At 73.0% G+C, this 8704-nt stretch carries 8 protein-coding genes; 4 read left to right on the top strand and 4 right to left on the bottom strand.

All coding sequences use genetic code 11. The features are described 5' to 3' along the window. From JS521_RS29995 to hutU, 4 genes are all read right to left on the bottom strand, one after another. The coding region (locus JS521_RS29995) for an amidohydrolase family protein (protein ID WP_504740028.1) at window positions 1–828 on the bottom strand (828 nt) is incomplete at its 3' end. A gap of 89 nt (window positions 829–917) precedes the next feature. Next, complete coding sequence (locus tag JS521_RS30000; RefSeq protein ID WP_205086081.1) at window positions 918–2285, bottom strand: formimidoylglutamate deiminase; 1368 nt, start codon at window positions 2283–2285, stop codon at window positions 918–920. Next, a complete protein-coding gene (locus tag JS521_RS30005; RefSeq protein ID WP_205086082.1) occupies window positions 2276–3586 on the bottom strand; it encodes an allantoate amidohydrolase in 1311 nt (436 codons plus the stop codon). The genes JS521_RS30000 and JS521_RS30005 overlap by 10 nt, the downstream gene beginning before the upstream one ends. Beyond that, window positions 3586–5244 (bottom strand): urocanate hydratase, encoded by a 1659-nt coding sequence (gene hutU / locus JS521_RS30010; protein ID WP_205086083.1) that lies wholly within the window; start codon window positions 5242–5244, stop codon window positions 3586–3588. The genes JS521_RS30005 and hutU overlap by 1 nt, the downstream gene beginning before the upstream one ends. A gap of 158 nt (window positions 5245–5402) precedes the next feature. Here hutU and JS521_RS30015 point away from each other — a divergent pair, with 158 nt between their 5' ends. The 4 genes from JS521_RS30015 to JS521_RS30030 all read left to right on the top strand — a co-directional run. Next, entirely contained in the window at window positions 5403–6821 is a 1419-nt protein-coding gene (locus tag JS521_RS30015) for an APC family permease (RefSeq protein WP_205086084.1), read from the top strand. A 158-nt stretch (window positions 6822–6979) separates the two neighbouring features. Beyond that, a complete protein-coding gene (locus tag JS521_RS30020) occupies window positions 6980–7387 on the top strand; it encodes a hypothetical protein (protein WP_205086085.1) in 408 nt (135 codons plus the stop codon). Continuing rightward, window positions 7384–8190, top strand: a complete 807-nt coding sequence (locus JS521_RS30025; protein WP_205086086.1) for a helix-turn-helix domain-containing protein — start codon at window positions 7384–7386, stop codon at window positions 8188–8190. The genes JS521_RS30020 and JS521_RS30025 overlap by 4 nt, the downstream gene beginning before the upstream one ends. Before the next feature lie 38 nt (window positions 8191–8228). After that, window positions 8229–8704 (top strand): roadblock/LC7 domain-containing protein (locus JS521_RS30030; RefSeq protein WP_205086087.1); only part of this gene is annotated, 476 nt, incomplete at its 3' end.

Raw genomic sequence — 8704 nt, forward strand, 5'->3', positions numbered from 1 at the left:
CCCCGGGGGCCCCGGGGGGGGGGCGGGCCCCGCGGGGGGGGGGGCGGCGGGGCCGGGGGGGGGGGGGGGGGGCGGGGGGGGGCCCCCGGGGGGGCCCCGGCCCCCCGGGGGGGGCCCCCCGGGGCCGTAACTCAGCTGGTTGGCGTGGATGCGCGGGTGCAGCCCCTTGGCGCGGCCCGCCGTGAGGATGGCGCGGGCCTGGTCGCCGTCGAAGGCGCCCTGCTCGCAGAACACGTCGATCCAGCGGGCGTGCGGGGCGCAGGCCTCCAGCATCGGGCCGGTGACCAGGTCGACGTATCCGGCGGGGTCGTCGGCGTAGTCGGGGGACACGATGTGAGCGCCGAGGTAGGTGACCTCGTCGGTGTGGCGGCCCGCGATGCGCAGGGCGCGGGCCTCGTCCTCGACGGTGAGGCCGTAGCCGGACTTGGTCTCGAAGGTGGTGGTGCCCTGGCGCAGGGCCTCGGCGAGGTAGCGGGCGACGTTGGCGGACAGCTCCTCGTCGGAGGCGGCCCGGGTGGCGGCGACGGTGGTGCGGATGCCGCCCGCGCGGTAGGGCTGCCCGGACATGCGGGCGTTGAACTCCTGGGTGCGGTCGCCCGCGAAGACCAGGTGGGAGTGGGAGTCGACGAAGCCCGGGATCACGGCCCGGCCGGCCGCGTCGAGGACGTTGTCGGTGGCGGGTGCTTTGCTTGATTCACCGGTCCAGACGATGCGGTCGCCGTCGATGACGACGGCCGCGTCCTGGATCAGGCCCAGGGGGGTCTCGTTGCCGAGGGAGGGGTCGTTGGTGACCAGGCTGGCGATGTGGGTGACGGCGGTGGTCGTCATCTGGAGAGTGTTCTCCTTGCGTTCCGGGAGGTACGGAGGTCTTACGCGTCCGGGCGGGTTGGCGCTCACGCGTCCGGGCGGGCCGGCGGTCAGTGGTGCAGAGCTGCCACAGCCGCCGCGAGCGCTCCGGGCACGTCCTCGATCCGCGCGTGACGGCCGTCCCGGACGATGTGCCGCCCTGCCACGACCGTGTGCCGCACATCAGCGGCGGAGGCGGCGAATACGGCGGTCTCCGCTGCCAGTCGGGGCACCGGCCCTGCCGTCCTGACGGAGTCCAGCGCCACGGTGGTCAGATCGGCGGGGGCACCCGGCTCCAGCACGCCTGCGTCGGGGCGGCCCAGTGCCGCGTGCCCGTCGGCGGAGGCGGCCCGGATCAGGGCGCCGGCCGTCCAGTGGCCCCGGATGTGGGTGCGCAGCCGCTCGTTGAGCTCCATCGCCCGCGCCTCCTCGAAGAGGTCGATCACGGCGTGGCTGTCGCTGCCCAGCGAGAGCGGCGAGCCCGCCTTCTGGAGGGCGACGGCGGGGCCGATGCCGTCGGCCAGGTCGCGTTCGGTGGTGGGGCACATGCAGGTGCCGGTGGTGGAGGAGCCGAGCAGCGCGATGTCCTCCTCCGTCAGATGCGTGTTGTGGATGCCGGTGGTGCGCGGGCCGAGGACCCCGTGGTCGGCCAGCAGCCGGGTGGGGGTGCGGCCGTGGGCGGCCCGGCAGGCGTCGTTCTCCGCCGTCTGCTCGGAGAGGTGCACGTGCAGCGGGGCCTCGCGCTCCTCGGCCCAGGCGGCGACGGTGGCCAGTTGGTCCGCCGGGACCGCCCGGACGGAGTGGATCGCCGCGCCGATCAGCGTGTGGTCGTCGCCCTTGAGGAGGGAGGCGCGCTCCGCCCAGGCCTCGGCGGTGGTGTCGGAGAAGCGCAGCTGGTGCTGGTTGGGCCGCTCGCCGAATCCGGCGGCGAGATAGGCGGTGTCCAGCAGGGTGATCCGGATCCCGGCCTCGGCGGCGGCCGCGATGAGCGCCTCGCCCATGGCGTTCGGGTTGGCGTAGGGGGTGCCGCCGGGGGCGTGGTGCAGATAGTGGAATTCGCCGACGGAGGTGATGCCGGCCAGGGCCATTTCCGCGTACGTGGCGCGGGCCAGGTCGAAGTAGGTGTCCGGGGTGAGCTGGGACGCCGTCCGGTACATCAGCTCGCGCCAGGTCCAGAAGGTCCCGGTGCCCACCTGGACGGTGGAGCGCAGGGCCCGGTGGAAGGCGTGGGAGTGGGTGTTGGCGAGGCCGGGGAGGGTCAGGCCGCGCAGCGCGGTCGCGCCGGGCGGCGGTGCCTCGACCCCGGTCCTGATCCCGGCGATGCGGCCGTCCGCGACGTCCAGGGTGACGCCCGGCTCGACGTGCGTGCCGAGCCAGGCGTGGTCCATCCAGTAGGTCGCGGTGACGGGCGCGCCCGCCGTCCGTTGTGTCAGCTGCACGCGAGACCTTCCAGTACGTCGGCGAGTGCCTGGACCCCGGCCGTGCAGTCGTCCTCGGCGGCGTGCTCGGCGGGTGAGTGCGAGATGCCGGTGGGGTTCCGTACGAAGAGCATGGCGGTGGGCACCGAGGCGGACAAAATACCCGCATCGTGGCCCGCGCCGGTGCCGAGGACGGGCACGGGCCGCCCCGTGTCGCCGGCGCCTTCGAGGATCTTGGCCAGCTCGTCGCGCAGGGCGTGCTCGAACTCGACGACGGGCGTGAACGATTCGCGTACGACGTCGAGGTCGATCCCGGCCCGCTCGGCGTATTGGCGGGCGGCGCGCTCGACGCCGGTGACGACGGCGTCCAGGGTGGCCTGGTCGGCGGCGCGGGAGTCGAGCCAGCCGCGGACGAGGGAGGGGATGGCGTTGACCCCGTTGGGCTCGACCGCGATCTTGCCGAAGGTGGCGAGCGCGCCGGTCAGTTCGGCCTCGCGGCGGGCGGCGAGCACGGTCTCGGCGTACGTGAGCATCGGGTCGCGGCGGTCGACGAGGCGGGTGGTGCCGGCGTGGTTGGCCTCGCCCCGGAAGTCGAACCGCCAGCGGCCGTGCGGCCAGATGGCGGAGGCGATGCCGACGGGGTCGCCGGTCAGGTCGAGGGCGCGGCCCTGCTCGACGTGGAGTTCGACGAACGCGCCGATCCGGGCGAGCCGTTCCGGGTCGGGGCCGATGGTCCCGGGGTCGTATCCGGCGTGCTCCATGGCGGCGGGCAGGGTGGTCCCGTCCGCGTCCGTCAGGCGGTGGGCGTCGGCGACGGTGAGCTGTCCGGCGGCGAGCCGGGATCCGACGCAGGACAGGCCGAAGCGGGCGCCCTCCTCGTCACCGAAGTTGGTGATGGCCAGCGGCCGGGTGAACTCCGCTCCTCTGCGGCGGAGTTCGTCGAGCGCGGCGAAGGAGGACACCACGCCGAGCGGGCCGTCGAAGGCGCCGCCGTCCGGGACGGAGTCCAGGTGGGAGCCGGTGACGACGGCGTCCCCGGCGAGGGGGTCGCCGAGCCAGGCCCACTGGTTGCCGTTGCGGTCCCTCTCGTAGGTGAGCCCGCGCGCCTCGGCCTGCGCGCGGAACCAGGCCCGGCAGTCGAGGTCGGCCGCCGACCAGGCGTAGCGCCGGTAGCCGCCGCTGTCGGGGTGGCGCCCGATGGGAGCCAGCTCCCGCCACATCGAGAGGAAGGAGTCACCCGCACGCCACGGCTGCCGTCCCGGAGCGGGAGGGGTGGGCCCGGACGTACCGGCCGGGCCCTGCCCCGAGGTGCCCGTGGGCATCAGTTGCCCTCCGTCATGGGGACGCGTACGCCCTTGTCCTCGGCGACCGACTCCGCGATGTCGTAGCCCGCGTCGACGTGGCGGATGACGCCCATGCCGGGGTCGTTCGTCAGGACGCGGCGGATCTTCTCGCCCGCGAGCTTCGTGCCGTCCGCGACGGAGACCTGGCCGGCGTGGATGGAGCGGCCCATGCCGACGCCGCCGCCGTGGTGGAGGGAGACCCAGGAGGCCCCGGAGGCGACGTTGACCATGGCGTTGAGCAGCGGCCAGTCGGCGATGGCGTCGGAGCCGTCGAGCATGGCCTCGGTCTCGCGGTACGGGGAGGCGACCGAGCCGCAGTCGAGGTGGTCGCGGCCGATGGCCAGCGGGGCGGCCAGTTCGCCGCTCGCGACCATGTCGTTGAAGCGCTCGCCGGCCTTGTCGCGCTCGCCGTAGCCGAGCCAGCAGATACGGGCGGGCAGGCCCTGGAAGTGGACGCGCTCGCCGGCCATCTTGATCCAGCGGTGCAGCGACTCGTTCTCCGGGAAGAGCTCCAGCATCGCCTTGTCGGTCTTGTGGATGTCGGACGCCTCGCCGGAGAGCGCGGCCCAGCGGAAGGGGCCCTTGCCCTCGCAGAAGAGGGGGCGGATGTAGGCGGGGACGAAGCCGGGGAAGTCGAAGGCCCGGTCGTAGCCGGCGAGCTGGGCCTCGCCGCGGATGGAGTTGCCGTAGTCGAAGACCTCGGCGCCGGCGTCCATGAAGCCGACCATGGCCTCGACGTGGCGGGCCATGGACTCGCGGGCGCGCTGGGTGAAGTCGGCGGGCTTCTCGGCGGCGAGGTCGGCCATGTCGTCGAAGTCGACGCCGAGCGGCAGGTAGGCCAGCGGGTCGTGGGCGCTGGTCTGGTCGGTGACGATGTCGATCGGCGCGCCCTCGGCGAGCATCCGGGGCAGCAGTTCGGCGGCGTTGCCGAGGAGGCCGATGGAGAGCGGGCGGCGGGCGTCACGGGCCTCGACGGCGAGCTGGAGGGCGTGCTCCAGGCTGTCGGCCTTCACGTCCAGGTAGCGGTGCTCGATGCGGCGCTCGATGGCGCGCGGGTCGACGTCGATGCAGATCGCGACGCCGTCGTTCATGGTGACGGCGAGCGGCTGGGCGCCGCCCATGCCGCCGAGCCCGGCGGTCAGGGTGATCGTCCCGGCCAGCGTCCCGCCGAACTTCTTCGCGGCGACGGCGGCGAAGGTCTCGTAGGTGCCCTGGAGGATGCCCTGGGTGCCGATGTAGATCCAGGACCCGGCGGTCATCTGGCCGTACATGGTCAGGCCCAGCTGCTCCAAGCGGCGGAACTCCTCCCAGTTCGCCCAGTCGCCCACCAGGTTGGAGTTGGCGATGAGCACGCGCGGCGCCCACTCGTGGGTCTGCATGACGCCGACCGGCCGCCCGGACTGGACGAGCATCGTCTCGTCCTGCTTGAGCGTCTCCAGGGTGCGGACCATCGCGTCGAACGAGCGCCAGTCGCGGGCCGCCTTGCCGGTGCCGCCGTAGACGACGAGCTTGTCGGGGTGCTCGGCGACCTCGGGGTCCAGGTTGTTCTGGAGCATGCGCAGGGCGGCCTCCTGCTGCCATCCCAGGGTGCTGAGGGCGCTGCCGCGCGGCGCTCGTACGGGGCGGGGTCCTGACATGGCGGTGCCTCCTCGCGATGGTGAAATTCTATTCACATCCTGCTGTTCTGAATAGTCGTAGTCAACAGGTGCGGTTCGCGTCGCGATCGGGAACACGTTCTCCCTACCGAGCGGGAGGCCGAACCCGAGGCCCGCCCCGAGCCGGACCGGAGGCACCGATGAGCACTCCCGACACACCCGCACCGGCGGAACCCGGGGGTCGCAAAGGCCGCGGAGATCACGGGGACCGGACGGAAACCGGCGCGGAGCCGCCGCTCAAGCGCGCGCTGGGCCCCAAGCTGCTGATCCTCTTCGTCATCGGCGACATCCTCGGCACCGGCATCTACGCCACCACCGGGGACGTGGCCGGCAAGGTCGGCGGCGCGCTGTGGCTGCCCTTCGCGATCGGTTTCGTCGTCGCCATGCTGACGGCGGCCTCGTACGTGGAACTGGTCGGCAAGTACCCGAAGGCGGCCGGGGCCGCGCTCTACACCCAGAAGGCGTTCAAGATCCCCTTCCTGACCTTCGTCGTCGCCTTCATGGTGATGTGCTCGGGTCTCTCCTCCGCGAGCGCGGCCGCGCGGGCGTTCAGCGGCGACTACCTGGGTGAATTCACCGACGCGGTGCCGCCGACGCTGATCGCGATCCTGTTCATCCTCGCCCTGGCCGCGATCAACCTGCGCGGGGTCGCCGAGTCGGTCAAGGCGAACGTCGTCCTGACCCTGGTCGAGGTCAGCGGGCTCGCGGTGATCCTCGCGATCGGCGCGTACGCCGTGTTCAGCGGCGACGGTGAGCCCTCCCGGCTGACCCAGATCGAGACCGGCGGCACCGGGTACGCGCTGCTCACCGGCGTCCTCGGCGCCACCGCGCTCGGCTTCTTCGCCTTCGTGGGCTTCGAGGACTCGGTGAACATGGCCGAGGAGACCAAGAACCCCGCCCGCTCCTTCCCCCGCGCCATCTTCATCGGCGTGGGCGTCACCGGCACCATCTACGTCCTGGTCGCCCTGGTCTCCTCGCTCCTGGTCGACTCGCGCACCCTGTCCGGGTCCAGTGGCCCGCTGCTGGAGGTGGTGAAGGCCGGGGGCGTCGATTTCCCGCCGAAACTCTTCGCGCTGATCGCCCTGTTCGCCGTCACCAACTCGGCGCTGATCAACATCATGATGGCCTCGCGGCTCTGCTACGGCATGGCCAACGAGCGCATCCTGCCGCCCACGATGGGCAAGGTGCTGTCCGGCCGGCGCACCCCCTGGGTCGGGATCGTCTTCGTCTCCGCCCTGGCGATCGGCCTGGTCTCCACCGGCGAGATCGAGGGACTCGGCGACACCACCTCGTTCCTGCTGCTCTGCGTCTTCACCGTGGTCAACGTCGCCGTGCTGGTGCTGCGCAGGGACCGGGTGGACCACCGCCACTTCCGTACGCCCACGGTGCTTCCGGTGCTCGGCGCGCTCACCTCGCTGATCCTGGCGAGCCCGCTCGCCGACCGGGGCTCCGACGTGTACGTACGGGCCGGGATCCTGCTGCTGATCGGGATCGGGCTGTGGGCGCTCAACAAGGTGGTGATGACGGCCCGCGAGAAGTCCGGCGCTGACGCGGCCTGACCGGGCGTCACCTCGCCTCCCGGCCACCACATTTCAGCCGCTCCTTTACACCCCGGAGGGCATGTACCAAAGGAAAATGCCAGAACCTCCACCTGCCGTGAGCACGTTGCGTAGCCTCTGCGTCACAGCCGTACGCCGCGTCGGGAGGGGAAAACCGCGTGCCCGGAATCGACGAGTGCCTGCTCGAAGTCATGAGGCTGCCCGGTGCCCGGGGCGCCTCGGTGGTCGACTGGACGAGCGGCCTCGCCCTCGGCACCATCGGGGACTCCCCCAACGGCGACCACGAGGCGACCGCCGCCGAGACGGCGGAGGTCGCCCGCATGACCGCCGAACAGCCCGCCTTCGCCCACCTCGGCGCGGAAGGCGAACGGTCCGCGGAGGCACCGAGCACCCCCGTGGAGGACATCATCGTCACCACCCATGACGGATACCACATGCTCCGATTCGTGGAGACGGCATTCGACAGCAGCGTCTTCCTCCATCTGTGGCTCGACCGCTCCGCGGGCAACCTCGCGCTCGCCCGGATGCGCCTCGGCGAACTGGCCGAACGGCTGGTGCTGGCATGAGCGCGATAGCCGCCGACCCCGACGCCCCGGAGACCGACCGGCTCCCGGTCCTCTCCCCGATGCTCCAGCGCCTGGCCGCCGAGCGCGCCACCGGCGCCCTGATGCGCGACCGCGGCACGCTCTACCTCGCCGACGGCCAGGTGGTGCACGCCGAGAGCCCCGCCACCCCCGGCATCGACGTCCTGCTCACCACCGGCGGAACCCTGCGGCACGAGGGCTGGTGGGACGCCGTGGCCCAGGCCGGGGCGGGCCGCCGGGTCGGCCGGTATCTCGTGGACAGCGGTCATGTACCGGGCGGCGCACTGGAGTTGTGCCACCTGGGCGCGCTGTACGACGCCGCGTTCTTCGCGCTCGCCCCGACCGGGACGCCCGCCCGCTTCCGTTACGGGGTGGCGCACTGGATCGGTCCGGTACGGCCCGTCCCGGTCGCCGCCGTGGAGCGCGAGACGCTGCGCAGACGGGAGTTCCTGGACCGGATCTGGCCCGACCCCGCCTGCGACAGCGCCCCGCTCCTGCGGACGGCGCACGGGACCGACGCCCCGGTGCCGGCCCGGCAGCGCCGGCTACTGGAGCTGGTCGACGGGGTCCGCACGGCCTCGGACATCGCGCAGGCGCTGGGCCGTTCGGCGTTCCACATCCTGGTCGACCTGCGGCGTCTCGCGGCGGCCGGGCTGGTCGAGGCGGTCCGCGCCCAGCCCCTGCCGGCCGTCGCCGACCCCGGCCGGATCACGCTCCCCGAGGTGACGGCCGACCCCGATATCGCCCTGTTGCGCCGGCTCCGAGACGCATTGGAGGCCCTGTGATACGCGCGCTCAGACAGCGTGCCGGGAGGAGACAGCTGATGGTGCCCGAGGCCGAAGTGCGTGATGTCCTCGACGAGCTCCAGCGGTTACGCGCCCGGGTTCCGATGCTCTCCGGGGCGCTGGCCGCCTCCACCGACGGTCTGGTCCTGGCCCACGACACCCCGGGCGTCGAGGCGGAGGGCGTCGCCGCCCTCACCGCCGCCGCCCTCGGCGTCTCCATCCGGATGACCGACGCCACCGGCCGGGGCGGCTTCCGCGAACTGCTGGTCCGCGGCGGCAACGGCTACATCGCCACCTACGCCGCCGGCTCCTCCGCCGTCCTGACCCTGCTCGCCGAGGACCGCATCAACGTCGGCCGGCTCCATCTGGAGGGCCGCCGCGCGGGCGCCCGGATCGGCGAACTCGTCGACTCCGCCCTGGAACGCGGCGAGCGCCCGGCCGCCCCCCCCCCCCGCGCCCCCCCGCCCCGCCCCCCCCGCCGGCCGGGGTCCGCGGCCCTCGCGCAGGAGGAGGG

The sequence above is a fragment of the Streptomyces durocortorensis genome, from assembly GCF_016901035.1.
Taxonomy (GTDB): Bacteria; Actinomycetota; Actinomycetes; order Streptomycetales; family Streptomycetaceae; genus Streptomyces; species Streptomyces durocortorensis.

Bases quoted from the DNA above. Each gene is read 5' to 3' on its own strand.
- hutU (WP_205086083.1), bottom strand. From the start codon at position 5,244: ATGTCAGGACCCCGCCCCGTACGAGCGCCGCGCGGCAGCGCCCTCAGC.
- JS521_RS30025 (WP_205086086.1), top strand. From the start codon at position 7,384: ATGAGCGCGATAGCCGCCGACCCCGACGCCCCGGAGACCGACCGGCTC.
- JS521_RS30015 (WP_205086084.1), top strand. From the start codon at position 5,403: ATGAGCACTCCCGACACACCCGCACCGGCGGAACCCGGGGGTCGCAAA.
- JS521_RS30005 (WP_205086082.1), bottom strand. From the start codon at position 3,586: ATGCCCACGGGCACCTCGGGGCAGGGCCCGGCCGGTACGTCCGGGCCC.